Raw genomic sequence first — 25,133 nt, 5'->3', positions numbered from 1 at the left:
TGCTTACGCTCCGCCACTAGGACTCGAACCTAGACAAACGGCTCCAAAGGCCGCTGTGCTGCCATTACACCATGGCGGATTATCCTTACATTCACGACAAGCCCCCGCTAACGGGTCCTCATCGTCATGGCCGCAATTTTGGGCACAGAACAACGCAATGCAGGAAATGCTTTCCTCAGTTTATCAAATATCTGTGCTCAACTTAGCCGCACACCCCGCAATCCCCACAGCTTGTCTCACCGCCATCAAGTACCCCCTCATCAAAATTTGGAGCGCTACTTGAAGTAAAGACTCACCCTGTACCCTAGAAGGCGTGGCACATCTACTTGGCGGCGAATCGCTGCACCTCGAATTCCCTACCCGAACCATCTTTGAAGGCATCACAGTCGGCCTGAACGAAGGCGACCGCATCGGCATTGTCGGTCGCAACGGCGACGGCAAGTCCACCCTCATGAAGATTCTTGCCGGCCGGCTCGAACCGGACTCCGGCCGGGTTACCGTGCGCGGCGACACGCGCATCGGTTACCTCGACCAGTCAGACATCCTCGACGACAACCACACCGTCGGCTACGCAATTGTGGGTGAAACCCCCGAATACGAATGGGCCTCGCAGGCACGCATCCGCGATGTCATCTCCGGTCTGGTCTCTGACCTTCCCTGGGATGCACCCATCTCTTCACTCTCCGGCGGTCAGCGCCGACGTGTAGCAATCGCCTCACTGCTCGCGCAGGAGTGGGACGTGCTCATGCTCGACGAGCCCACCAACCACCTGGATGTTGAAGCCATCACCTGGCTCGCCAACCATCTGAAGTCCCGCTGGGCAAAGAATGCGGGCGGCCTCATGGTCGTTACCCATGACCGCTGGTTCCTTGACGAAATCTGTACCGATACCTGGGAGGTGCACGACCGCATCGTCGAACCCTTCGAGGGCGGCTACGCGGCGTATATTCTGCAGCGTGTAGAACGTGACCGTCAGGCAGCCGCAGCGGAGGCGAAGCGTCAGAACCTGATGCGCAAGGAGCTCGCTTGGCTGCGCCGCGGTGCGCCCGCGCGTACCTCCAAGCCGAAGTTCCGCATTGATGCCGCCAACGCCCTCATTGCAGACGTCCCGCCCGTACGTGACACCGTTGAGCTAAAGAAGATGGCGGTATCCCGCCTCGGCAAGGACGTGGTCGACCTCGAGAATGTTTCCGTCGTCTATGACGACCCCTCGATGCCCGGCGGCAAGCGTCCCGTGCTGAAGAAGGTCACCTGGCGTATTGCCCCCGGCGAGCGCACCGGAATCCTGGGCGTGAACGGCGCGGGTAAGTCCACGATGCTCTCCCTGGTAACCGGTGATCTGAAGCCGACCGAGGGTCGCGTCAAGCACGGTAAGACTGTGAAGATTGCGACCCTGACCCAGCAGCTCGATGAGCTCAACGAGGTCGCTAACGACCGTGTCTCGGATGTGATTGGGCGCAAGAAGCGTAGCTACATTGCCGATGGTAAGGAGCTATCCACCTCACAGATGCTGGAGCGTTTGGGCTTTACGAGTGCGCAGCTGTCCACTCCGGTCAAGGACCTTTCGGGTGGTCAGAAGCGTCGCCTGCAGCTCATGCTGATTCTGCTGGATGAGCCGAACGTGCTGATTCTCGACGAGCCGTCCAACGACCTGGACACCGATATGCTCGCGGCCATGGAGGATCTGCTGGATACCTGGCCGGGTACCCTGCTGGTGGTTAGCCACGACCGCTACCTCATGGAACGCGTGACCGATCAGCAGTACGCCGTGATTGACGGTTCGTTCCGTCACCTGCCCGGTGGTGTGGACGAGTATTTGGCGCTCTCGGCAGCCGGTACTGGCGGTTCTGCTGCCGGTAGCGCGCAGGCACGTGCCGTCTCCTCGGCGCAGGCTTCTGCTGAGCCGGATACCCCGAAGGTCTCCGGTGCCGAGCTGCGTGCGGCACAGAAGGAGTCCGGTGCGATTGAGCGTCGCCTCGCCAAACTCTCTACAGAGCAGGAGAAGCTATCCGAGCAGATGAGCGCGCACAATGCCGCTGACTACGCCGGTTTGGCGGCGCTCGGCGAGCAGCAACAGGCACTTCAGGATGAGATTGACGAGCTAGAAATGCGCTGGCTCGAACTCTCCGAACTGCTGGGCTAACGCCAACTTCATATGCCATATGTAACAGCGGATTTCTCATCTGCTTCTGCAGGATACCGCCTCGTTTCGGGACGATATCCCGTTACTATAGGTATTAGCTTTTAACACTTTTAGGGAGTAATTTTCCCGCTCGCCCTTATGAAGGTATCTATTGCTCAACACTCTCAAACAGCTCAAGCATCAGCATTTTCTGAAGCAGAAAACCAAGCGTCGCGCGGCACGCATTGAAAAACTCCGCGCTGCTGGCGTCTCCATTGGTGATGGCACCTACGTGCATCCCAGCTCCGAAATTCTTCCCGGTGCCCAGATTGGCGCCGGTTGCTGGGTCAACCGCGATATCTTTATCGACCGTGCCGCGCAGATCGGCGACCGCGTCTACCTGGGACCGCGCGTTACCCTGTGCACCGCAAGCCACGAGATGGGCCCCTCACGCCAGCGTGCAGGCAAAAATATTGAGGCTCCCATCGTGATTGGTGACGGTTCCTGGCTTGGACAGAATGTATCTGTCATTGCCGGCGTGACCATTGGCGCCGGATGCATGATTGCAGCGGGTGCCGTAGTAGTCTCCGACTGCGAGCCGAATGGCCTTTATGCTGGTGTCCCTGCCCGCCGTATCAAGAAACTCGGTGAATAATATGAGCGAAAAGTACGAGTACGAGGCATCCGTCGTCATCCCCGCATACAACGCAGCCCGCTTCATCACAACGCAGCTGGAGGCTCTAGCTAAGCAAACCACCACCCGCTCTTTTGAGGTGGTCGTCAGCGATAACGGCAGTACCGATAACACCATCGCCCTGATCGAAGCCTTCGACGCCCCCTATCCCCTCCGATGGGTGGATTCCAGCAATATTAAGGGCCCCGCCAACGCCCGTAATGTCGGCGCATGTGAGGCACGCGGCAAGATTCTCGTCTTCTGCGACTCCGACGACTATGTAGAAACCGGATGGCTGGACGGTCACTTGGCGGTCCAGGATGAGCACGGTCCGGCACTTGTTTCGGGCGCCAACCTGCACAACGACAACCCCGTCGAGGTGCTCAAGGCCTACGGTGTTCCGCTCGACTCGGACGAGAAGGTCCTAGCGAATCCCTCCCTGGTAGAGACCGAAGCGGAGATCCCTCCCTTCGCGGGTTTCCTGCCCTCAATTACCGGCTGCAACTTCTCCGTTCCCCGCGATGTATACCTACGTATCGGCGGCATGGACTGCAGCTACATCGCGGGTTCCGAAGAGACCGACTTCTCCTGGCGAGTCAGCCAAACTGGTATCCCCTTCTACAAGACCTACGCCTCGCTGGTGCGCTACCGTCTCCGCTCCACCCCGAAGAAAATCTTCCGTCAGCAGCGCAACTACCAGCACTACCGCATACTCCTGTGGATGCGTTTCAAAGATCAGGGTATGAACGGCCCCAGCATCAAGTACTCGGTCATAGCCCTGGCGAAGTCCCTGCCACTTCTACTCTCCCCCGCCACTCGCCTGGTGGGTGCGCGAGAAGCCGGTGCGAACCTGGGTGCTCTTGAAGGAATGTTCCAGTACCGTTTCCGTGCGGTTCACGAACGTCAGCTCATGAACAACCCCTAAGCGCGCATAGAAGAATGCCGGTTCTAGATATCTAGAACCGGCATTCTCTTATATTCAGGTTTATATTCGCGCCCTAGACTAGCGCTGAATCGAGGCGAAAACTTCTTCCCAACGGCGAACAATATGCTCCGGGGTGTATTCCTGAGCCTTCTGGAGGCAACGCTCGGACTTCTCCTTACGTTGCGCATCATCGCCCATCGCAACACGCAACTGTTCGGTCAGCGCTTCTATGCTACGCTCCTGAGCCAAGTAACCCACCTGGGGAAGCACATCACGCAAAACCCAGCATGAGGGGTACGACACCATAGGAGTACCCACACGCATCGCCTCCTGCAGTGCCATCGGTGCACCCTCAAAGTCTGAAGCACCAATGGTCAACGACGCTTCGGCATACGCCTCAAGTACCTGCTCAGAGTTCAACGGCCCATCCACCACGATACGCTCAGCTAGCACAGAATCCAGAGAAGCAATACGCTCCTTCAGCTGACGCTCAATCGCTTCACCACCGCTACCGTTAAGCTTCAAAATCCACTCGGGAAACTCCGTCGCACACGCGATAAAGCTCTCTAGGATACGCATCAGGCCCTTCTCCTCAGAGTAGCGGCCGATATACTGCACCACCGGTTTCTTCTGCTCAGCCAACGCCAGAACCTTCCGCTCAACGGCAGGGTCCAACGATGCGTTCAGGTTCGATACGGCATCCACCGGGCGGTTCAGCCACTGGGCGAAAAGCTGCGCGTCACCTTCAGAAAGCGCAACGAAAGAATCAAAGGTATCGGAAATCTGACGCAACTCTTTCTCTGCGTCCAGACGGTATGAGCTGTCATAGCTACTATGGAACTCGTATAGGTAGCCAATCCCCTGTTTCTGAGCAGAGCGCGCATAATCCACCAGGTACGTGGCGATACTGGTCATCGTCGTCAAAATGACAGTCTCCTCGCCCAAAGACTGCAGGTAACGACGGGTACGCACCGCGTTGTAACGGTCCCACAGCGCGGTAAATCCCTTTTTGGCAGTCAGCACAGCGCCCAGGGGGCCGGGGTTGTTGTACACCAGATTGTTATGAGTGGTCTTCGAAACAAGCGAACCAGATCGAACAATAAAATCAGGAGTGACTGCGTCAGGGTTATCTCCCATATTGTCGTAGAGAGCCAGGTAGCTAACGTTGTACCCTGCTTCTTCGAAAGCCCTACCCAAAATCCTGTTAACTGTCGTAATACCGCCAAGAAGGCTAAAACGGTCCTGGGCGACAACAATATTTTTAACCTTCATCGTATCCTCCCTTTCAATCAGAGAACGGTAGAAGTCAGTGAGTGATAAATCGTTATCTAGTGTGACAGATAAAAAAGCTATGCACTAGTTACTTCGGTAGCTACAGCATGGTTGCCCGCAGCGCGGAGAGAGGCAGCCAGAGCCTCCGCCCGAGCCTGCGAAGAAACCAGCAGAAGCACCGTCGGACCGGAACCGGACACCAGGGACGCGTACACGCCCTCGCTATCACACAGGTTCAGGGTCTGTTCCAGCTGCGGGGCGCACGAAAGTGCGGGAGCCTGCAGATCGTTATGTAGCAGCGGTGTCAAGGAGGCGAGCGCCGCCTCTGAACCGTCGTAAGAGTTCAGTGCTTCGAGAAGCTCTGCGGGTTCTAGCAGCTCACCGGAGGCGGGGTACAGCGCCGAGGCGCGGCCGGCGTCCAACTGTTTGAAGACACTGGGGGTTGAGAGGCCAAACTGCGCGGCAACAATCACCAGATGCAGGGGTTTCCGAGGAGCCGCAACGTTCTGCAGCTCGGTACCGGTCCCCTGCCCCAGTGCGAGGGTCTGCCCGAGCGCGGCACGCACGCTAAAGGGAATATCGGCGCCCAGTTGCGCGGCAAGACGTTCATAATCTGTCTGGGTCAGGAGCGCCCCGGTGCGGCCGGTTGCGTGCAGGTAGCGGTCTGTAGCAATGAGGGCGGCAGCTGCATCCGCTGAGCCGCCTGCCATACCGCCTGCCACGGGTACAGCCTTCGCAATATGCAGGTGCAGCACCGGGGCAGATTCGATACCGTGCTCCGCAAGAATCAGCGCAGCGGCACGATACACGAGATTCCGCTCATCCATCGGCACAGCGGCAGAGTCGAACTGCCCCGCCTGCATCTGCTGATCCACCAGGGAGCCGGGCACAATATCCATGCTCAAGCTCAGCCCCGGTATCTGCCTCTCAGAGACCGTGATGGTCTCCATCAAAGAGACCGCCGCAAAAAGCGTAGTCAACGGGTGGTAGCCGTCCGGACGAACATCCCCCACGGCAAGATACAGGTTGACCTTACCTGGAGCATCAACCGAAATAGCGACCTGGGAGGCGGTACTCATCAGCGTATACACCTTTCGCGCGGGAACTCGCGTGAGAACGTTAGTGAAAAATTCAGAGCGGGAAGAAGCTACTCCGTTACAGGCTCAGCCGGGACAGTCAGCGAAGCCTCCGCAATGCGGATAAAACCGTGAATATCCAGCTTCTCACCGCGCTCCGTCGGAGCGATACCGGCAGCCATTAAAATCTGCTCCGCACGCGCACCCGAGCCCGCCCAGGAGCTCAACGCAGCGCGCAGAGTCTTACGGCGCTGAGCGAAAGCGGCGTCCACAATCGTGAACACCAGGTCGCGGTCAACGGTGGAGAGAGGCTCCTCGCGCATACGGAAACCCACCAGGCCCGAGTTAATCTTTGGTGCAGGCCAGAACACGTTCTTGCCAATCACGCCCGCCTTATACACCTCGGCATACCAATTAGCCTTCACCGAGGGCACACCGTAGATCTTCGAACCCGGGGTCGCCGAAAGACGGTCGGCGACCTCGTCCTGAACCATCACCATGGCGTGACGAATGCTCGAGAACTGCGCAAATAGGTGCAGAAGCACCGGAACCGCCACGTTATAGGGCAGGTTCGCCACCAGGGCGTCCGGGGTGCGGGGCAGCTCGGTGACCTTCAGAGCATCCATGAGCACCACATCAATATCGCCCGCTTTCTCGGGGCAGAACTTCTCAATCGTGTGCGGAAGCTGCTGAGCCAGCGGCGGGTCAATCTCAACCGCAACCATATCCTTCGCAGCATCCAGGATGCCGAGGGTCAACGAACCCAGGCCCGGGCCAACCTCCAGCACCGTCTCCTCCGGTGAAATCTCTGCCGCGCTGACAATACGACGAATCGTATTCGGATCAATCACAAAGTTCTGCCCAAGAGTCTTCGTCGGGCGAATACCCAGCATCTCGGCAAGCTCACGAATCTCAGCGGGGCCGAGCAGGGGCAGATCGTTCACGGTGTTCCTTCGGTAGGTGTAGGTTTCTACACTCCAGGTTACCGTGCCAGGCGACGCTTCACATCTTCAACGGTAGACAGCAAGGCGTTCTTAGCGTTGGCCAAACGTGCCTTCGGCGCTAGCAAAACACGCAAGCGACCAATAATGTTATTAGCTTGCAGACCCCTATACAGCGTTTCAACGTGGCGAATGCCAAGGTCTTCGATGAGGCTAGAGCCTTCCCAATCGCATAGGCCAGGCTGTACGTAGCGCACGTCCATGCCCCATTCCTCGTACAGGGGGTAATCATCAGCCACAGTACCAGGGGTTCCCTTATCAAAATTCTTCAGAAGAAGTTCAGCACCGGAACGCGAAATTAGGTATAGACCAGTACCGGTCAAGCGGGTCAGACTGTACTTCCCTCCCATACGGTATTTACCGTATACGAACGGAGAGAGCAAAGAGATACGAGGATATGTCACCCGCGGGTTCATCTTACCCGCTTCGAGCGCGAAGGCATCACAGAGAACAACCATCTGGACTTGCGGATACTTAGCAATAATATTCTGCACTACGGGCTCAGCATCTGCGGAGATAATAATGTCGTCCTCAGCAATGAGGGCCCAGTCAGCATCACTTGCTAGAAAATCACGCCACATATTCAGGTGGCTGAGCATACATCCTCGTTCGGCGTTTTTCGGGTCACGATGCCAACGGGATCGAAAAAAATCAACATCAAATTCTTCATCAGTGACATGGCCGTCAAGGTTATCTACGGCAGAGTAGCGCACAAAATCTTGGGCAGGCGCACCCGCCGAATAGAAAGATTCAAAGCGATTCTTATTGTCCATACCAAGGACGTATTTTAGGACTTTTGCCATGGTGTTCCCTTTTCTGTGGCACGCCCATACAGCCTTAGCGTGAAACGACATGCGCCCTGCATGAGTTGCCGAAGTATTGACTCGGCAGCAGCATATACGGGGCACGCCGAAAGCGCACGCGCACCATGACATACTGCCTAGTTAGTGAGTGAATGATATGTATAAAATACCCTATCACCCAAGCTAAGATAGCCCCAGTAATTGGCGCACAGCTTCCTGTTATGTCTCACACTTTGTGCACAATCTCACACGCAAAATATGAAATACCCGTAAAAAATCCCTCCCCACCATATATGTGACGGAGAGGGACTGCGCAAAAAAGCTTGTTTACTTCACCTTGCCCAGGCGCTGCTTTACCTCATCAAGAGTGGCGTCCAGAGCGTTCTTAGCGTTCGTAATACGCTTCTTCGGAGCCAAGGCAATACGCAGGCGATCCAAAGCGTTCACACCCTTCTGCTTCTCAGTCAGCATCTCCAGGTGACTCTTACCGGAATCTAGGATGACGCTACTACCCTCCCAATCACACAGGCCGGGCTGCACAAAACGCGCATCCACACCCCACTGCTGGTACAGCTTGTAATCGTCAGCCACAGTGCCCGGCACCTTATCCTCAAACTGCTTAAGCAGCAGCTCAGCACCCGAACGGGAAATCAGGTACAGACCGGTGCAGGCCAGACGAGTCGAACCGTACAGCTTACCCATACGGTACTTACTGTGTACAAAAGGAGACAGCAAAGACAGGCGAATATAGTCCATGCGCGGGTTCATGGTGCCCGCCTTGAACGTGTGCCCATCGGACAGGTTCACCATCTGAACCTGCGGGTACTTGGTGATGATTGCATTCACCACCGCCTCAGCATCCGGAGAAATAAGGCTGTCATCCTCAGCAATCAGAGCCCAGTCAGCATCCGAGGCGACAAAGTCCTCCCACATCTTCACGTGGCTGAGCATGCAACCCTTCTCCGCGGGGCTAGGGTCGCGATGCCAGCGATTGCGGAAAAACTCAACGTCAAATTCGTCATCAGTGACGTGATCATCACGGTTATCCACCGCAGAATAACGAACAAAATCCTTCGCGGGTACGCCCACCGAATAGAACGATTCAAAACGGTTCGCGCCATCCAGGCCCAGAACATACTTCAGAATCTTTGCCATAGTGTCCTCCTAAAGCACCAGCCATGGGGTGCTCAACATAAACTCTTGCAGGGATGTTTGCAGCACCAAATTTTGAACACGTTATTGAGGCACCATACGTGCCTAAATACAGCAGACCAGATCATGGCATAGCTGTTTGAGTGAATTGTTTGTAGTTGCTACAGTCTAGCACACAGACACGCACCGCGAGGCGACTCAGAGTAGCTACCCGCTACAGGGTGTACTACACGCCTACCACTGACCGTAAACCCGCTCCGAATTCTCACGGATACGGCGGCAGAGCGCCTCCAGTTCCTCGCCGCGGTGAGCCGCCATGAACCGCACCGTGTAGTTCGTCATGTAGGACGCATTCGGGCGGCCACGGAACGGATGCGGGGTCAAGAACGGTGCATCCGTCTCAGCCAAAATCAGCTCCGGGCGAGACATCGCCAACGACTCCTGAATACCCTTCGAATTCTTGAAGGTCACTGTGCCGGCAAAGCTCATGTACCAGCCGCGCTCATTGCAGATTGCGGCAAGCTCCGGGCCACCCGAATAGCAGTGGAACACGGTACGTTCCGGTGCGCCCTCTTCATCCAGGATGCGCACAACATCCTCGTGCGCATCGCGGTCGTGAATCTGCAGCGCCAGGCTGTGCTTCTTCGCAATGCGAATATGCTCGCGGAAGCTGTAGTGCTGCGCCTCCATGCCTTCTTCACCGGTGCGGAAATAGTCCAGGCCGGTCTCACCAATAGCGCGTACACGGTCGGCGGTGGCGAGCTCGTCGAGGGTGGCTAGCGCCGCCTCCAGCTGACCGGTTGCAGCCAGTTCGGGGGCGGTGTTGGGGTGAATCGCGATGGCAGCGAGGACACGCTCATCAGCCTGCGCGGCGGCGACCGCGTACAGGGAGGAGGGGATATCGCATCCGACCTGCACAATGGCGGCGATGCCGAGCTTTTCACCAGCGTCGAGTGCGTCGCGGGCGCTGATTTCTACTTCGCCGTCGAGCAGATCCATGTGGGTGTGGTTATCCACGATGGGGTACGGCAGCGGCTCGGGGGCGGGCGGGAATACCAGGTTGCGGCTGCGGCCGTTCTCGCCGGTGGTGGAGCGGCGGCGGGTTCCTTCTCCGCCTTCGGCGTCGCTGATGCCGGTGTAGAGTTCCGCCTGATAGGGTGCGGGTACTTCACCGGGGACAGGTGCCCAGCCGTTAGGCAGGGCGGTTGCCTGGAGTGCCGCGGGGGTGGGCAGGGTGTAGTTCACCAGGGTGGCGAGGGAGTTCAGGTACTCCTGGGTGATTTCAGGACCGGGATGGCTCTGACACATTGATAAATCCTCGGGATAAAACTGCGGGGTAAAACTTGGGGGGGGGTAAAGCTACGCGGTGAATCTGAGTTATTCGGAGCGGGCAACCAGTGCCGCCTCGTACAGGTCACGCTTGGAGGTGCCGGTCTCAGCGGCAACCGCGGCGCAGGCGCTCTTGAGACGCTCGCCGCCAGCTACACGGTCGAGGACCAGCTGCACGACGTCCTGCGCTTCGGGGGTTTCGGGGGCTTGTGCACCCTCAACGATAATGACGATTTCGCCGCGGACGCGTTCAGACTCAGCCCATTCGGCAAGCTCTGCCAGGGTACCGCGTCGAACCTCTTCGTGGAGCTTGGTTAGCTCACGGTTGACAGTTCCGCGGCGGTCGGCACCGAAGGTCTGCACGAAGTCTGCCAGGGTTGCGGCGGTGCGGTGCGGGGATTCGTAGAAGATCATGGTGCGCTCCTCCCCCGCCAGCGATGCGAGGCGGCGGGTGCGCTCGGAGCCCTTGCGGGCGAGGAAACCTTCGAAGGTGAATCGTCCGGTGGGTAGGCCGGAGAGCGCAAGCGCGGTCAACGCTGCGGAGGGGCCGGGCACAACGGTGACGGGCAGGTCGGCTTCTGCGACGGCTGCGGCGGCAACGTAACCGGGGTCGGAGATGGTGGGCATGCCCGCGTCCGAGAGCAGCAGCACACGCTGACCATCCTGTACCGCCTGCACGATGGTTTCGCTGCGTTCGGCTTCGTTGTGGTCGTGGTTGACAATGATGCGGCCGCGGGTGCGCACACCAAGCCCGGAGGCGAGGGTTCGTAGCTTGCGGGTGTCTTCCACGGCGATGAGGTCTGCGGTGGCGAGGGCTGAGCGCAGTCGATCGGAGGCGTCGGCGAGGTTACCGATGGGGGTGCCGCCGAGGATGAGCACGCCGCCTTCTTCGGAGGTGACGGCAGTATCAGCGGTATCAGCGGTGTCAGTCTGGGGTGCCTCGACCGTTTCTGAGGGGTCGGTGGTTTCTTCGGTGTATTCTGCGGGTGCGGTCATGGCAGGCCTCATGTGTGTGTCTGGTCTTCGTGTACCCACTAAGTGTAACGCCCGCGCTCAATCCGGTGCCGGGTGAGCTCGCCGGTAGAAGTAGCTAGCGTGGGCGGGCTTGCCGGGTGCGTCATATATGCCGTTCACGGGCTGAAATGGTGCATCGTGCCTTCTGACCCTTTAGGATTGATGGGGTGAAGATACCTAAGCTACTTTCTCCCGCATCTGCCGCTCCGGCTGGTCCGGCTGTTTCGACCCGTTCTTCGTCTGGACGTAATCGTTACAGCCTCGATTCTCTGCTGGATGCGCTCGCTGTTGCCTATATTCGTGCCCCGCGTTGGGGTTGGTTGGCGCCTGCATTGATTGTGCTGGTTGCCGGCATTCTGCGTTTTTATAATTTAGCGCATCCGAATGCCATTGTTTTTGATGAGACGTACTACGCCAAGGATGCCTACTCGTATGTGCATTATGGCTACGAGTTGAGCTGGTCGAAGGAGGCTAATGCTTCCTTTGTTGCGGGTCACCCGTCGGGTCTGTTGACGGATTCGCCGGAGTATGTGGTGCATCCGCCGTTGGGTAAGTGGATGATTGCCGCGGGCATGGCAATTTTTGGTGATAATAATCCCTTTGGTTGGCGTGTTTCTGCTGCGGTGATTGGCACCCTGTCGGTGGCGTTGATTGCCTATGTTGGCTGGTTGCTGTTCCGTTCGATGACGGTGGCGACTATTGCGGCGCTGCTGGTTGCTGTGGATGGTCTGATGCTGGTGGAGTCTCGTTTGGCTCTGCTGGATATTTTCCAGATGTTCTGGATTTTGGCGACTTTTGCGTGTCTGGTGCTTGACCGTATTCAGGCGCGGCGCGTGTTGGCGCGCAATATTGCGGAGGCGGCACGTCAGAATAGCGGTGTGCTTCCGCCGATGCCGTGGAGCCCGATCATGGGTCTGCGCCTGTGGCGTTTCACTGCCGGTGTGTGTGCCGGTGCCGCGGTGGGCGTGAAGTGGAATTCGTTGTTCTTCATTGCGGCGATGGGTCTGCTGACGGTGTTTTGGGATATTAATGCTCGCCGTATTGTGGGTCTGAACAAGTGGGGTTTGACGGCGCTGGTGCGTGACGGCATCCCCGCGTTCTTCCAGATGATTGGTGTGGGCCTGCTGGTGTATCTGAGCACCTGGGCGGGCTGGTTCCAGTCCTCGAATGCGTATTTCCGCCGCTGGGCGGTTGAGAACCCGGGCAAGGGTGTCATGTGGCTTCCTGAGGATTTGCGTTCCCTGTGGGAGTACCATGTCTCGGCATTTAAGTTCCATTCTGGTTTGAGCAGCCCGCATACATATTCTTCGCAGGCGTGGCAGTGGCTGGTTTTGGGCCGCCCGACCTCGTACTACTATGAGTCGCCGAAGCTGGGTTCTTCGGGTTGTACCGTGAAGTCCTGTTCCGAGGCTATTTTGAATATCGGTAACCCGGCGATTTGGTGGGCTTTTATTCCGGCTATTATTGTGGCGCTTCTGGTTCTGCTGCTGAAGCGGGATTGGCGTTTTGGCGCGCTGCTGGTTGTGTTCGGTGCGGGCTATTTCCCGTGGTTTATGTACCCGACTCGCACGATGTTCTACTTCTACGCCCTGTCCTTTGAGCCGTTCCTGATCCTGCTGTTGGCGGGTGTTTTGGGTCTGGTGCTGTCGGGTTCTCGTGGTTCGGTGTTGCGTGCTCGTTTGGGCGTGACGCTGGTGGCGATTTACCTGGTGGGTGTGCTGGTGTTGAGCGCGTACTTTATGCCGTTGTGGACTGCTCAGGTGATTCCGTATGAGCAGTGGTATTCGCATATGTGGTTTAAGTCCTGGATTTAAGCTCGGTTTTTGGGCATGGGTTTTAGGCGGATCTAGGCTGGTGTTTTAGTCCTGGTTCTAGGCTTGGTTTTAGGCCCGGGCCGCGGCGCGAGCGATGCAAACTTAGGTATAGCGAAGGGGGCTGGGTTCTACCGTGTGGTAGAGCCCAGCCCCCTTTGTTGTGCCCTTTCCGCACTGGCTTGCACGGTGAAGTGGCTGATGATTTTTAGTTGTCGCCGACTCGTGCGGAGGCGAGCTTGACGCGCAGCTCCTGGCGTTCCTGGCGGCGGCGTTCTGCCTTGAGCTTGCGGTATTTGGTAGGCCAGGTGGTCACGAGCAGGAGGATAATCTGCGCGGTCACGAGGACCGCTACGGCGATTGCTGCATCGATCCAGAATTGCGGCGGATAGAGGCGGATGAGGGAGCTTCGTACGGAGAACTCCCAGTTGCCCTGCGGGAAGAATACCTGGTGGAAGGTAGTGAACAGCCATTCCCAACCGAAGAAGCCCACAACGCCGAGCACCGCGATGAGTCCCAGGGTAATCCACGCGCCACAGAAGAGGCTGCGGCGGATGGTTCCGGGGGCGCGCTCGCGCAGGGAGATGCTACTCAAGAGCGTCAGCAGGAAGAGTGCGGCAACAGCTACGGTGGCGATGAGCAGTACCCATTTCACGTCGTGCATGTGGTTCACTTCTGCTTCGGTGAAGGCGAGGGTATTGTCGGCGCCGGTGGTGACGCGGGCGAGGTATTCTCGCGGCGCGAAGTTGTTGATGTAATCCACACAGTAGGAGCCCAGGCGCATCCTCTCGATAAGGTAGTAGCCGTAGCTGTCTTCGGGGAATCCGGAGCGGTGGTATTCGAGCCAGAGGAAGGGTGCGGAGGCTACAGCGCGGATCGCGATCATGAGTACGGTCAGCGGTACGGTGAGCGCGATGAGGGTAGCGCGGAGCTTGAGGAAACGCGGGGTGTCTTCCACGGCGTCTTCGCGAGCTGCAGCGCGTTCTGCTGCTTCGGGCGAGGCCGCCAGGGAGGACAGCGGCGCGTTGGGGTCTGCGACCGCGTGGGTGTGACCGGTGCGGGTGGTTTCGGTGCGGTACTTGCGTCCGGCGGTGGAGGTACTTGCCGCATCCGCGGTAGCGACGGCTTCTGCTTCAGCCGCATTTTCGGCTTCTGCTGCTGCAGCTGCTTCTGCTTCGGCGGCCTTCTGCATGGTTTCGCGGTTGAGGTCGCTGAGCGTCGGGTTTTTGGGGGTGCTCTGCGAATCGCGTACGAGGGGCACGAAGCCGGTGGAGACGTTGGTGCGGGTGCGTACGCGGGTGCCGACGCCCTGTTCGCGGAGTTTGCTGCGTGCGGGGACGACGGGTACGGAGCCGGTAGGCAGGTCGGGTTCTTCGGCGACGGTGGGTACGTCTGCTGCGATGCGGCCGAAGGCTCCGGTGTGCGGTGCCGGTTCGCTGGTCACGGTCTCTGCTCGGCGAGCTTTGAGGAGTTCTTCGGCGCTATTTCGGCGGATGGCCGGGCGCAGTGCGCCCCACATTCCTCGGTGTGTTTCTTTGCTCATGGATCTCGCGTTCTTTTCGAGTGATCGGTGTTTGAGTGAGTTGCGGGTGTCTGTACTATCTGCCAGTTTCTCATACGCAAAGAACCTTCCGCATGAATTCGCGGAAGGTTCTTTGCATTCGGGTGTTTAAATTCTTGGGTTCGAATTCTAGGATTCGGTGGTGTCCGAACCCTGGACGGGTACCTTGTAGACCACTCGCCAACCCTGCGGTGCCGTCAGCCGTGCGGCGTGTTCGTCGCAGAGGTCGTAGGCGTGGGGTTCGCGGAATTCTGAGAGTGCGTCAATGATTGCCGTGGAGTCTGCGTAGGAGTAGTGGAGAGTAACAGTCGCCTCTCGCTGGCAGGTTTGGCGGGAGCACAGTCGTGCGGTCTGCATGTGGGTGGTACCTTCCTGGCTTAGCTCGCCTGCTTGCGCAGTCGGCGGCGTTCACGTTCTGACAGCCCGCCCCAGATTCCGAAGCGCTCGTCATTGTCCATTGCATATTGTAGACATTCTTCGCGCACGGGGCATACACCGCATACCCTTTTGGCGTCTCGGGTGGAGCCGCCCTTCTCGGGGAAGAAGGCTTCGGGATCGGTCTGGGCGCAGAGTGCTTCAGCTTGCCAGGCGAGTTCTCCGTCTTCGCCTTCGGTTCCGTAGCACCCTGCCGCTGCGGTCCATACGTCGGTGCAGGCAGGCATGTTTCGTTCTGCGTCTGCGAGAAAGGCGTCGGAGGCTTTTTCGAGAGATTGAGTGGGATTCATGCTACGGTGCTGAGCGCCTGATGCGCGCGCGGCCGCGATGGAGCGGTCCGATGCAATGTAGGAGCCCATGGGTTTTCCTTCTGTGTTCTCATTGTGAGCTTAATGAGTCTGCGGATCCGTCGTGGACGGAATCTTAGTGTGTATGGTATGGCATGGTTTGCCTTGGCCTCTACTGTCCCTTCCAGAGCAAACACGCTTATATATCTATTAGACGTGCGACACGCCGTTTCGTCAAACTAGACTTAAACAATATTTAGATGTATGTGTTAGGGGCGTCATATTTAATGTAAATTTGACCTTTATATATTTTCAAGCATGCCACTTGCCCTCACTCACACCTAAAGAGCACCTCAAGTTTCCCCTTCTCCAGGGTTAGTTTCCACCGCCTGCAAATTTCGCATCCTGATTGCAAATATAAGGGCTTACGGCGACCACCCTCACCCATCCCATCTCAAGCTCGGGGAAAGAATCTAATAATTAGATAAGGAAAACTTATCTTTTTCACTATGCAGTTTCTGAATATTTTTCCGAGGCATTGCGAAGCATTTACATTTCCAACTTATTTTTATACCACATTACCAAAATGAGGCTTTAGGACTGTCAAACATTTTGAACCATTAGGTTTTTAGGGCACCCTTAGGCGTTTTTACTTTACCTTTGCATCTTTTAGTACCGAGCGCATTCTCCCTGACCGCTCCACCCCCGGTGCGGTAGAGTGAAACCCATGGTTACTCTCTCCCCCACCGGCGCATCCGTGCCTACAACTCTGAACCGCTTCTTTGAGAAGCTCAGCAGCCAGCAGACCCCCGCCCTCATCTGGTACTCGGCAAACGGCGAGCGCATTGAACTCTCCGGCAGGGTCCTCATGAACTGGGTAGATAAGAGCGCAAACCTGCTAGTTGAAGAATGTGAACTGGCGCCCGGCGAGGGTTTTGATCTTCAGGCTCCCCTGCACTGGCGTACTATTGTTCTGGGCCTGGCGGCGCTGCGCGTGGGTGCTCTCCTCGATCAGGATGAGCCGCTGGTTGCCGCGGTCTGCACCGAGCAGGAGGCGAGCTATACGAATGACTCCGCGTACCTTCTGGCGGTTGACCGTGCACCGCTGGCGCTTTCCTACACCGGCGATCTGCAGGCACTGGCTCCGCACGCCGAGGAGGTGCTCGATTACTGCGCTCTGGTGCGTAGCTTTGGCGATCAGTACTCGGGCCTGCTTCCCGATGGTTCGGCAGAAATCATTGAGGGTTTCAGCTACGCGGAAGCCTACGAGCAGGCTCTCACGCAGGCACAGGCCTATCGTACGGTGGGCTATACGCTACCTTCGAGGCAGCGTGCGCTCGCTTTGGAGTTGAGCCCCGACTACGGTTTTGATGCCTCGGAGGCGACCCTGAACGCCCTGCTGGAGGTGCTAGCTATTTTGGTCTCGGGCCATGCGGTGTTTGTGGCTGACCCGAGCGTCAACTGGCAGGATGAGCAGCTGGCGTCTTTGATGGTTGCCGAGCGTGCGGCGGAGATTCCCCACGCATAGCATCCCTCCCCTGTTGCCTGAAAAATCACACGGAAAGCTACCAATCATACGGAGCGCGAACAAACATATAGGTCTTTAAACGATTCATCCCCCGACACCGTTCGTGTCGGGGGATGAATCGTTATACCACGTTCTAACTAAGCTACTTCTACAATCTGAGGAGTTCAATCCGAGGAGCTTAGGAGTTCTGCGAGCCCGGCTTCGACTGTACCTCAGGTGCAGTTGCTTCAGAGGTTGCCTTACGTGCTGCAGGTTCTTCGCCGTCAAGAATGGCGGCGGCCTCATCAAACATACGGCCGAGCTCCTCGTGGTCGGTACCTTCGCCCGCTTCAACCTTCTGGCGGTGCGAACCGTATACCCAGAAGCGGTAGAGGAAGTAGCGAAGAATGGTGCCCAGAATGGTACCGATGATCGTACCGGAGATGAAGGACGCCTCGGGGGTGCGCAGGTTCAGCACGTAGGTGCTGAATGCCACACAGCCTGCTTCAACGAGAATACCGAGCAGGTTGACCAGACCGAATTCGACCGCTTCACGCTTCCAGTTTTCGGAGCGGGAGTCGCGGAAGGTCCACAGTCGGTTCATGAGCCAGGAGAAGATAGTTGCGACAATACTTGCAACGACCTTCGCCTTGGTGTGGGACTCCGACATGATGGTCATCATCAGCACCCACACCGTCACAGAGTTCACGATGAAGGCTGCACCGCCCACGGTACCGAATTTGAGAACCTCAATACCGTAGCTGTCCCAGAGGGATTTCAAGCGTTCGGTGAGGGTCGGTTTCGTCTGTGCGCTCATGCGGGACCTATCTAGCGGAGATTTATCGGGAAAAAGGTGCCAATGCTGCGACGGTGAGCGTTGGTTACGTTGTCACTGCGTGGTGCTTCGGCCTCTTTTACAAGCTCTTATATGTTAATACAGTCCCGGTGCGTTGTTTGTCCCTTTGGGAGTTTTTCCATAGACCTCTCAGCTACCGGGTGGATTCTTTTCATCATGCGCTGATAGTTTCCTCTCTCCCCGGCCGCGCAGAAGGCAGGTTTTTACGATTTCTTCCGGTATTCACGCCCAAATATTGGGCTCCGCATCCCCATTGAACTTATTCTGTGACCTTATTGTGGTCTTGCTCCCACAGGATCTCCGAACCCGGTACACTTAGGTGATGTGACTTACCCTGTGACTGGACCCGTAATTGGCGTCATCGGCGGAGGCCAGCTGGCCCGCATGATGGCTCCCGTAGCAACTAACCTTGGCCTGAACCTGCAGATTCTCGCGGAGGCGCCCACCGTTGGCGCCGTGGCAGCGGTACGTACCGCACCCGTCGGGGACTACAAAGATCTGGACACCCTCCGCGAATTTGCTCGCGGCAAGGATGTCATCACTTTCGACCATGAGCATGTGCCCACCGAATTTCTGCGCACCCTCATGGCGGAGGGTGTGAATGTTCAGCCCCGTCCCGAAGCTCTCCAGTACGCTCAGGACAAGCTCCTGATGCGCACTGCCGTTGAGCGTCTGGGCCTGCCGAACCCCCGCTGGGCTAAGGTTTCTACCCTGGACGAACTGCTCGCCTTCGGCGATGAAATTGGCTGGCCCGTAGTGCTGAAAACCCCGCGCGGCGGCTACGACGGCAAGGGCGTACTCGTTCTGGATTCCCCCGAGGAGGCTCGCGAGCGCAGCGCCGAATGGTTCGAGCAGCTGCCTTCCCGCACTGATTTCTCGGCTCTGCTTGCCGAGGAGAAGGTTCCTTTTACCCGTGAACTCTCCGCGCTGGTGGCTCGCCGTGAAAGCGGCGAGGTGCGCCCCTGGCCGGTTGTTGAGACCATCCAGGTGAACTCCATCTGTGATGAGGTCATTGCACCCGCACAGGACCTGGACCCCGAGATCGCTGAGGCTGCCGCGGCCGCTGCGGTGACCATTGCCTCCGAGCTGGGCGTGACCGGCGTAATGGCTGTTGAGATGTTTGAGGTGCCCGGCTCCCCCGCGGGCTTCTACATCAACGAGCTGGCGATGCGCCCGCACAACACCGGCCACTGGACTCAGGACGGCTCGGTGACCAGCCAGTTCGAGCAGCACCTGCGTGCGGTACTCGACCTGCCGCTGGGTGATACCTCCGTGCTGGAGGGTGTTGCCGTAATGAAGAACTATCTGGGCGGCGAGAACGAAGACATTTTCGGTGTCTACCCGCTGGCGCTTTCGGCTGAACCGCGCGCAAAGATCCACTTCTACGGCAAGGAGACTCGTCCGGGCCGCAAGATTGGTCACGTGAATATTTCTGGCACGGTGGCTGAGCTTGAGGCGCTGCGCCATAGCGCCGCGAATGCCGCCTCCATTTTGCGTGACGGCCGCCCCCTGTAGCCCCTGTTTTAGCCGGTGCGTGGGGTGAGAGCATCCTGCGTATCCGACGCACCCTGTTGATGGTGGTTCGCCACCGCATCCTGAAAGGATATGAGGATTATGTCTCAGTCTCCCTATGATTCTTCCCAGCCCATTGTTGGCATTGTGATGGGTTCGGATTCGGATTGGTCGGTCATGGAGGCCGCAGCCGAGGTTCTGGACGAGTTCGGCATCCCTTACGAGGCTGATGTTGTTTCTGCACACCGCATGCCCGAGGACATGATTGAGTACGGCAAGAAGGCTCACAGCCGCGGTATTCGCGTGATTATTGCCGGTGCCGGCGGGGCCGCTCACCTGCCCGGTATGCTCGCTTCCGTCACCGCGTTGCCCGTGATTGGTGTTCCGGTACGCCTGAAGAACCTCGAGGGTATGGATTCGCTGCTGTCGATTGTTCAGATGCCCGCTGGTGTTCCGGTAGCTACCGTCTCCATTAACGGTGCTCGCAATGCGGGTCTGCTGGCTCTGCGTATTTTGGGTTCGGGTACCGATGCATTTGCTCAGCAGGTTCATGCTGATTTGCGTCAGTTCTCTCAGGATCTGCGCCAGAGCGCCATGGACAAGGGCGCGGCTCTGCGCACCCGCGTTGCTGATGCAAAGGCTAAGGCAGCCGCTGAGCGCGAGGCGGAGGAAAGCTCCTCCGCACCCCGCCCCGCTTCCGCTCCCGAAGCGTCGTCGGAGCCCCAGGCTTACGTTCCCTAAGCTCGGATACACTAGAAGGATGAGCAATATTCTTCAGTCCGATATTTGGGCACGTTTTCAGGAATCTAATGGTCACACCGTAATTCGTAAGAGCGGTAACGGCTGGTCGTACCTTGCAACCGTTGAGGGCGGCGCTACCGGCCGCTACCTGTACAGCCCGTACGGACCGGTCGCCTCCAGCGCTGTGGCTTTTGATGAGGCTCTCGCGTCGTTGAAGGAAGAGGCCGCGAAGCTTCGTTGCCTGTTTGTGCGCATTGAGCCTACTGAATCCGCTATTTGGGGCGATCAGGATGCGGCTGCTTTCTTGGCTCGTCGCGGTGCGGTTCTGGCTCCTCGCCAGGTGCAGCCTTCGCACACTCAGATTATTGATCTTTCGGGCACTGAGGACGAAATCCTCAAGGGAATGAGCTCCAGTTACCGTAATCGTCATCGTAATCTCCACAAAAAGGGCGTGACCGTTGAGGTGTCGACCAATCCCTCGGATATGACGATTCTCTTCGGCTTCCTCGAGGAAACCGCGGACCGTAACGGTTTTAACCGTCAGCAGGATGAGTACCTGATGCAGGTTGCTCGCGTGCTGATGCCCGCCGGTGCGGCGTCCCTGTACATTGCGAAGCTGACCGATGAGAACGGTAAGAGCACCCCGATTGCGGCGGCGTTTGTGTACGATTCGGATGACACCCGCACCTACGCGCACGCTGCGGCTTCCTTCGAGCACCGCAACCTTAGTGCAGGTGTTGTGGTGGTGACGAACTTTATCCTGGACGCTAAGCGTAAGGGTCTGAAGTACGTTGACCTCTTCGGTATTGCGCCGGAGGATCAGCCGGACCACGAGTGGGCTGGTTTCACCAAGTTCAAGAAGTCCTTCGGCGGCGAGTCGGTGGAGTACCCGGGCACCTGGGATGTTCCGGTAACCTCGCTGGGCTACCGCGCCTACACGCTGGCGTACAAGGCTCGTCCGGCTGTTCGTGATGCTGTGTCGAAGGCGAAGGCGAAGGTTCAGTCTTTCCGCTCTCGCTAACGGGTTCAGGCGCACCGCTACTGGGGCGTATCCTGAGAACTAAAAGCTAAATATACGAGGGAGCCGCCCTCACCGAGTTCTTCGGTGGGGGCGGCTCCCTGTGTATGTATGTGCAATGTTTGAGGAGTCTTAGCGCGGCTCCTCAGCCCTTGCGGGGGCGAAGATTACTGCTCTTCGAAGATTACTGCTCTTCGGGGCTCTTGGTGTGCGAGAGGATCTCGCGCAGGCGGGAGAGGCGGTGTTCTGCCTCAACGGTACGCACGGTACCGGAGGAGGAACGCATAACCAGCGACTGGGTGGTCACAACGTTCTTGCTGTAACGCACGCCGCGCAGCAGCTTACCGTCGGTGATACCGGTTGCGGCGAAGAAGCAGTTGTCGCTGGTGACCAGGTCGTTGGTGGTCAGCACGCGGTCGAGGTCGTGGCCGGCTTCCAGTGCCTTTTCACGCTCTGCCTCGTCGGTCGGTGCCAGGCGGCCCTGGATAACGCCACCGGTTGCCTTGATAGCGCATGCTGCGACAACGCCTTCGGGGGTGCCGCCGGTACCGAGCATGAGGTCCACGCCGGTGTTTTCGCGGCAGGCTGCGATAGCGCCGGCGACGTCACCGTCGAGGATGATGCGGGTACGGGCGCCTGCCTCGCGAATCTCCTGGATCAGCTTGGCGTGGCGGGGGCGGTCCAGCACGCATACGGTCAGCTCGCTGACCTTCTTGCCCTTAGCCTTAGCGACCAGGTGCAGGTTCTGCTTGACGGGCAGGCGCAGGTCGACGAACTCTGCGGCTTCGGGGCCGGTGACCAGCTTCTCCATGTAGAACACTGCGGAGGGGTCGAACATGGTGCCGCCGTCTGCCACAGCAATCACGGAGAGGGCGTTGTCCATGCCGAGTGCGGTCAGGCGGGTACCGTCGATGGGGTCAACCGCCACGTCGAGGGAGGGACCGGAGCCGTCGCCGACGTTCTCGCCGTTGTACAGCATGGGAGCCTTGTCCTTCTCGCCTTCACCGATGACAACAGTTCCGTTGAAGTTGACGGTGGAGAGGCGGTAACGCATTGCGTCTACGGCTGCACCATCTGCGAGGTTCTTTTCGCCTGCGCCGACCCAGGGGCCTGCAGCAATTGCTGCAGCTTCAGTCGCGCGGACCAGTTCCATTGCGAGGTTGCGATCGCCGTGGTTGTTGTTCGTAGTCATAGACTCACCTTCGAGATTTCTGAATACACCGTCGGCTGGCTGGTTCTTTCCAGCACGAAGTCGCCGACGCAGTAGTGCTCCTTTCAGGATAGCGCGCGAGCGCTTCGTTTTTCTTGTTCTGAACGAGTTTGCGTGCGTGTTGACTTTAAGGTGAGCAGATGCGGCAAATCTGTGAGGGCTTCATCTCTCTTCGGCACTTCATACACTCTGAGGCACTGATTTTGGGTGTTGTGAAGGCGCGCCAAACTAGCTATTTTTCGCATATTTAAGGCATATTTGAGGTAGGTTCTTTCTCCGGGAGGCTCCCGGCGAGAAACTCAGCTTCAGCGCGAGCGCCTGAAGCCCCACATACCCGTTCGCAGATTCGCTGGCTCCGACGGCACGCGTTATCTGTATTTGTCCGCTAAGGAGCATCACATGGCTGGCATCCAACCGACTCCCGCAGAAGCATGGAAGCGTCTGAAGGACGGTAACCGCCGTTTTGTTGAGGGTAGCAATGAGCACCCCAACCAGGACACGATTCGCCGTACCGACCTGGCATCGGGTCAGTTCCCGTTCGCCTCGATTTTCGGTTGCGGTGACTCTCGCCTCGCGGCAGAGATTATTTTTGACCTGGGCCTGGGCGACGCGTTCGTGGTGCGTACCGCCGGCCACGTCCTGGAGAACGCGGCGCTCGGTTCGTTGGAGTACGCGGTTGATGAGTTTGAGACCCCCATTGTGATGGTTCTCGGTCACGACTCCTGCGGTGCTGTGACTGCGGCCAGCAAGTCCCTGGAGTCCGGTGAGATGCCGCACGGCTTCATCCGTAACCTGGTGCAGCACATCCTGCCTTCGGTGATGTCCCCGAAGCTGCCGGAGAACCCGGTCGTTAACGACATGGTGCGTGAGCACACCCGCCAGACCGCCATCCGCATTATTGAGCAGTCCCACATCATTTCGGATGCGGTGGTTGAGGGCAAGGTCGCCGTGATTGGTGTCTTCTACCATCTGAAGGAGGGTAAGGCGGAGCTGGTGTTCAGCTCGCAGGACCTGACCCTGCCGGAGGAGAAGAACGACGCGCAGAACCCGCCGACTCAGACGCTTCCGGTGGTCGTGAAGACTCCCCCGCGCGTTGTGGTTGCTGAGAACCTGGACTAGGTTTCCTCTTCTCCGCTTATTACGAGCCTTAGCGCGAGAACCCACATGCTCGCACTTAACAACAGATTTTTCTATGGGATACCCCCGCCACGGTAGCGTGTTCGCACATCTACCGGGGCGGGGTTTTTACACGCCTTCTCACGCCTCAAAATTTATGAGCGTTTTTCCTCTTTTGACACCTTTTCGAGGCGACGTAAGCCACTTTGAACGCCTATCCTAGAGATATGGCTGAAAACATTGAATACCGCATTGAACATGACACCATGGGCGAAGTTCGCGTTCCGGCTGATGCACTCTACCGTGCACAGACCCAGCGCGCAGTCGAGAACTTCCCGATTTCGGGTCAGACCCTCGAATCCGCCCATATTCGTGCGCTCGCCCTCGTGAAGAAGGCAGCCGCGACCGCCAATGAGGAACTCAAGGTGCTCGACGCTGAGCGCGCCCAGGCTATCCGCGACGCAGCGGATCTGGTAGCAACCGGTAAGTACGACGCCCACTTCCCCATTGACGTTTTCCAGACCGGTTCCGGTACCTCCTCGAACATGAACACGAACGAGGTTCTGGCAACTCTGGCATCCCGTTCCCTGGAGTCCAAGGGCATTGAGGTTCACCCCAATGACCACGTGAACGCTTCCCAGTCCTCCAACGATGTCTTCCCCACCTCCGTGCACGTTGCTGTGACCGAGGCTCTGGTGAAGGACCTGATTCCCGCTCTCGAGGTGCTCGCTGAGTCCCTGGAGCGCAAGTCCGTTGAATTCAAGGACGTTGTGAAGTCCGGTCGTACCCACCTGATGGACGCAACCCCCATCACCCTGGGCCAGGAGTTCTCCGGCTACGCCGCAACCGTGCGTTACGGCATTGAGCGTGTGAACGCTTCCCTGCCCCGCGTGGCTGAGGTTCCCCTGGGCGGTACCGCTGTGGGTACCGGCATTAACACCCCGGACGGCTTCTCCGCTCGCGTGATTGAGCTGCTCGCTGAGGAGACCGGCCTGCCCCTGACCGAGGCTCGTAACCACTTCGAGGCTCAGGCTAACCGCGACGGCCTGATTGAGGTTTCCGGTCAGCTGCGCACCCTGGCGTACGGCCTGATGAAGATCAGCAACGACATCCGCTGGATGGGTTCGGGCCCGAACACCGGTCTGGGCGAGCTGCACATCCCCGATCTGCAGCCCGGCTCCTCGATTATGCCCGGTAAGGTCAACCCCGTGATTTGTGAGGCTACCATCATGGTTGCCGCTCAGGTCATCGGTAATGACGCAACCATTGCTCTGTCTTCCACTAACGGCGCGTTTGAGCTGAACGTGGGTATTCCGGTGATGGCTGCTAACCTGCTGCAGTCGATTCGCCTGCTCGCTAATGTTTCTCGCGTTTCGGCTGAGAAGATGATTGACGGTCTGACCGCTAATGTTGACCGTTGCCGCTTCCTGGCTGAGGCTTCGCCGTCGACCGTGACCCCGCTGAACAAGCTGATTGGTTACGAGGCTGCTGCGAAGATCGCTAAGTACTCGGTGGCTCACAAGGTGACTGTCCGCGAGGCAGTTGTGGCTCTGGGCTATGTGGAGCGCGGCGAAGTGACTGAGGAGCAGCTGGATGCGGCTCTGGACGTCACCAAGATGCTGGGCAACTTCTAATCTCACCCGCCTGAACCTCGCCTGAGGTTCGCGGCTTAACCATAGAGGGAGGGGCGACTCGCCATGACGGCGGGTCGC

The 25,133-nt window shown here is 58.2% G+C and carries 22 protein-coding genes and 1 tRNA gene; 10 read left to right on the top strand and 13 right to left on the bottom strand.

Going from position 1 to position 25,133, the window contains the following annotated elements; all coding sequences use genetic code 11:
* Window positions 1-8: 8 nt before the first annotated feature.
* Window positions 9-79, bottom strand: a tRNA-Gln gene (locus HMPREF2779_RS02725).
* A gap of 234 nt (window positions 80-313) precedes the next feature.
* On the opposite strand from HMPREF2779_RS02725, the gene HMPREF2779_RS02720 reads away from it, so the two are divergent.
* The 3 genes from HMPREF2779_RS02720 to HMPREF2779_RS02710 all read left to right on the top strand — a co-directional run bounded on the left by HMPREF2779_RS02720 (window position 314) and on the right by HMPREF2779_RS02710 (window position 3,720).
* Window positions 314-2,143 (top strand): ABC-F family ATP-binding cassette domain-containing protein, encoded by a 1,830-nt coding sequence (locus HMPREF2779_RS02720; protein WP_105360762.1) that lies wholly within the window; start codon window positions 314-316, stop codon window positions 2,141-2,143.
* A 151-nt stretch (window positions 2,144-2,294) separates the two neighbouring features.
* Window positions 2,295-2,777 carry an acyltransferase gene (locus tag HMPREF2779_RS08955; protein ID WP_158676576.1) on the top strand — a complete coding sequence of 161 codons (483 nt, stop codon included), beginning with the start codon at window positions 2,295-2,297 and terminating at the stop codon, window positions 2,775-2,777.
* Between the two features lies 1 nt (window position 2,778).
* Window positions 2,779-3,720 (top strand): glycosyltransferase family 2 protein, encoded by a 942-nt coding sequence (locus HMPREF2779_RS02710; RefSeq protein ID WP_105360761.1) that lies wholly within the window; start codon window positions 2,779-2,781, stop codon window positions 3,718-3,720.
* Between the two features lie 78 nt (window positions 3,721-3,798).
* Here HMPREF2779_RS02710 and HMPREF2779_RS02705 read toward each other — a convergent pair whose 3' ends face one another.
* The 7 genes from HMPREF2779_RS02705 to rsmI form a co-directional block, all read right to left on the bottom strand.
* Window positions 3,799-4,992 (bottom strand): glycosyltransferase, encoded by a 1,194-nt coding sequence (locus HMPREF2779_RS02705; protein ID WP_105360760.1) that lies wholly within the window; start codon window positions 4,990-4,992, stop codon window positions 3,799-3,801.
* A 77-nt stretch (window positions 4,993-5,069) separates the two neighbouring features.
* The gene (locus HMPREF2779_RS02700; protein WP_070686284.1) at window positions 5,070-6,071 is read right to left on the bottom strand and encodes a 4-(cytidine 5'-diphospho)-2-C-methyl-D-erythritol kinase; all 1,002 of its coding nucleotides are present in this window, start codon (window positions 6,069-6,071) and stop codon (window positions 5,070-5,072) included.
* 68 nt (window positions 6,072-6,139) lie between these two features.
* Entirely contained in the window at window positions 6,140-7,012 is an 873-nt protein-coding gene (gene rsmA / locus HMPREF2779_RS02695) for a 16S rRNA (adenine(1518)-N(6)/adenine(1519)-N(6))-dimethyltransferase RsmA (protein WP_070686282.1), read from the bottom strand.
* Window positions 7,013-7,050: 38 nt separating this feature from the next.
* Window positions 7,051-7,872: a glycosyltransferase family 25 protein gene (locus tag HMPREF2779_RS02690; RefSeq protein WP_070686280.1), complete on the bottom strand. Its 822-nt coding sequence runs from the start codon at window positions 7,870-7,872 to the stop codon at window positions 7,051-7,053.
* A gap of 327 nt (window positions 7,873-8,199) precedes the next feature.
* Window positions 8,200-9,027, bottom strand: a complete 828-nt coding sequence (locus HMPREF2779_RS02685) for a glycosyltransferase family 25 protein (RefSeq protein ID WP_070686278.1) — start codon at window positions 9,025-9,027, stop codon at window positions 8,200-8,202.
* 231 nt (window positions 9,028-9,258) lie between these two features.
* On the bottom strand, window positions 9,259-10,332 hold the full coding sequence (locus HMPREF2779_RS02680) for a TatD family hydrolase (RefSeq protein ID WP_070686276.1): 1,074 nt from the start codon (window positions 10,330-10,332) through the stop codon (window positions 9,259-9,261).
* Window positions 10,333-10,401: 69 nt separating this feature from the next.
* On the bottom strand, window positions 10,402-11,349 hold the full coding sequence (rsmI, locus tag HMPREF2779_RS02675) for a 16S rRNA (cytidine(1402)-2'-O)-methyltransferase (RefSeq protein WP_105360759.1): 948 nt from the start codon (window positions 11,347-11,349) through the stop codon (window positions 10,402-10,404).
* Window positions 11,350-11,534: 185 nt separating this feature from the next.
* Here rsmI and HMPREF2779_RS02670 point away from each other — a divergent pair, with 185 nt between their 5' ends.
* Window positions 11,535-13,181, top strand: coding sequence for a dolichyl-phosphate-mannose--protein mannosyltransferase (locus tag HMPREF2779_RS02670; RefSeq protein WP_105360758.1), 1,647 nt, complete (start codon window positions 11,535-11,537; stop codon window positions 13,179-13,181).
* 205 nt (window positions 13,182-13,386) lie between these two features.
* Here the strand turns inward: HMPREF2779_RS02670 and HMPREF2779_RS02665 are convergent, their stop codons facing one another.
* From HMPREF2779_RS02665 to HMPREF2779_RS02655, 3 genes are all read right to left on the bottom strand, one after another.
* Window positions 13,387-14,697 (bottom strand): TIGR01906 family membrane protein, encoded by a 1,311-nt coding sequence (locus tag HMPREF2779_RS02665; RefSeq protein ID WP_233992222.1) that lies wholly within the window; start codon window positions 14,695-14,697, stop codon window positions 13,387-13,389.
* 171 nt (window positions 14,698-14,868) lie between these two features.
* Window positions 14,869-15,096, bottom strand: a complete 228-nt coding sequence (locus HMPREF2779_RS02660) for a DUF3499 family protein (RefSeq protein ID WP_070686268.1) — start codon at window positions 15,094-15,096, stop codon at window positions 14,869-14,871.
* Between the two features lie 20 nt (window positions 15,097-15,116).
* Window positions 15,117-15,533, bottom strand: a complete 417-nt coding sequence (locus HMPREF2779_RS02655) for a WhiB family transcriptional regulator (protein WP_070686266.1) — start codon at window positions 15,531-15,533, stop codon at window positions 15,117-15,119.
* 655 nt (window positions 15,534-16,188) lie between these two features.
* On the opposite strand from HMPREF2779_RS02655, the gene HMPREF2779_RS02650 reads away from it, so the two are divergent.
* On the top strand, window positions 16,189-16,989 hold the full coding sequence (locus HMPREF2779_RS02650; RefSeq protein WP_070686264.1) for a TIGR03089 family protein: 801 nt from the start codon (window positions 16,189-16,191) through the stop codon (window positions 16,987-16,989).
* Window positions 16,990-17,167: 178 nt separating this feature from the next.
* Here HMPREF2779_RS02650 and HMPREF2779_RS02645 read toward each other — a convergent pair whose 3' ends face one another.
* A complete protein-coding gene (locus HMPREF2779_RS02645; protein WP_070686262.1) occupies window positions 17,168-17,785 on the bottom strand; it encodes a GtrA family protein in 618 nt (205 codons plus the stop codon).
* Between the two features lie 363 nt (window positions 17,786-18,148).
* On the opposite strand from HMPREF2779_RS02645, the gene HMPREF2779_RS02640 reads away from it, so the two are divergent.
* The 3 genes from HMPREF2779_RS02640 (at window position 18,149) to HMPREF2779_RS02630 (ending at window position 21,098) form a co-directional block, all read left to right on the top strand.
* On the top strand, window positions 18,149-19,339 hold the full coding sequence (locus tag HMPREF2779_RS02640; RefSeq protein ID WP_070686260.1) for a 5-(carboxyamino)imidazole ribonucleotide synthase: 1,191 nt from the start codon (window positions 18,149-18,151) through the stop codon (window positions 19,337-19,339).
* Window positions 19,340-19,438: 99 nt separating this feature from the next.
* A complete protein-coding gene (gene purE, locus HMPREF2779_RS02635) occupies window positions 19,439-20,077 on the top strand; it encodes a 5-(carboxyamino)imidazole ribonucleotide mutase (RefSeq protein ID WP_049346784.1) in 639 nt (212 codons plus the stop codon).
* Between the two features lie 19 nt (window positions 20,078-20,096).
* Window positions 20,097-21,098, top strand: coding sequence for a lipid II:glycine glycyltransferase FemX (locus tag HMPREF2779_RS02630; protein ID WP_105360756.1), 1,002 nt, complete (start codon window positions 20,097-20,099; stop codon window positions 21,096-21,098).
* Between the two features lie 181 nt (window positions 21,099-21,279).
* On the opposite strand, the gene glpX is transcribed toward HMPREF2779_RS02630, so the two are convergent.
* A complete protein-coding gene (gene glpX, locus HMPREF2779_RS02625) occupies window positions 21,280-22,287 on the bottom strand; it encodes a class II fructose-bisphosphatase (protein WP_049327916.1) in 1,008 nt (335 codons plus the stop codon).
* A gap of 417 nt (window positions 22,288-22,704) precedes the next feature.
* On the opposite strand from glpX, the gene HMPREF2779_RS02620 reads away from it, so the two are divergent.
* Together HMPREF2779_RS02620 and HMPREF2779_RS02615 are read left to right on the top strand one after the other, a co-directional pair.
* Window positions 22,705-23,424: a carbonic anhydrase gene (locus HMPREF2779_RS02620; RefSeq protein WP_005508935.1), complete on the top strand. Its 720-nt coding sequence runs from the start codon at window positions 22,705-22,707 to the stop codon at window positions 23,422-23,424.
* Window positions 23,425-23,648: 224 nt separating this feature from the next.
* Complete coding sequence (locus tag HMPREF2779_RS02615) at window positions 23,649-25,055, top strand: class II fumarate hydratase (RefSeq protein ID WP_105360755.1); 1,407 nt, start codon at window positions 23,649-23,651, stop codon at window positions 25,053-25,055.
* Window positions 25,056-25,133: the final 78 nt, after the last annotated feature.

The organism is Rothia sp. HMSC069C03, from assembly GCF_001811075.1.
In the GTDB taxonomy this organism is placed as follows: Bacteria; Actinomycetota; Actinomycetes; order Actinomycetales; family Micrococcaceae; genus Rothia; species Rothia mucilaginosa.
Note: the sequence above shows the minus strand (reverse complement) of the source record. Positions and strands in the feature narration are given on the sequence as shown.